Here is a 739-nt window from a genome sequence, read left to right on the forward strand (position 1 = left end):
CGCTAGACAACCAGAGTGTGTCCATTGAGATCATTAACGCATCGAGTTTGCGCACTAAGCCGACAAACTGGCCAACCTGAGGCGAGCTTATTTTGGCGTTGAAGGTAATCGGGTCGGTGTAGTCAGGTACTTCATCGATGCCGTTGGACTCCATCAATTTGTCCAAACGAGCTTGTTCGTTGTCTACCGCCTTAGCGCAATCCTCGATCAACTGGCTAATGATCTGTTCCACTTCATCAATTTCGTTCTCATCGCCGATGATGCGCAGGATGACATCGATTCCGTAGAGCGCACTGACCGTCCGTCTAAAAACACGGTCAACGACACGTTGCGCCTGTAAGCTATTAATTGTGAATGATTGTTCAAAGATGGGTTTTGAGTAATTGGGTTTTGCTTGGGCCATAAGTTTGCTCCTGATATGACAATAATCAGTCCCTAGCCTAATCCTCTGTGAGGTAATGGCCTTTCAGCTAGGTGGAAGAATTGAGCATCTTTCTAACTATCCTGTCTGGATAAGACGGTTAAACTGACTATCAAATATTGCTGATCTGTTTCAGTGATATCTGCGCCTGAGAGCATGAGCTCAAAGGAAGCCCGCCGTTGAGTTTTCTCAGTGGTACTAAGAGGTAGCTAGCCTCTTTAAACAAATAGCCTGCATGTTTTTACATGCGCAACCATGCGTTACTTATGGTTCGCCTTTTCACCACCCAACTGGGGGAGTTCTCCCCAGTTGGGGGGG

1 protein-coding gene is annotated in these 739 nt (G+C 47.0%); it reads right to left on the bottom strand.

All coding sequences use genetic code 11. The features are described from left to right. The coding region (locus R7190_RS27150) for a hypothetical protein (RefSeq protein ID WP_318137837.1) at positions 1-403 on the bottom strand (403 nt) is incomplete at its 3' end. Positions 404-739 lie beyond the last annotated feature (336 nt).

The sequence above is a fragment of the Vibrio sp. 1078-1 genome (genome assembly GCF_033340475.1).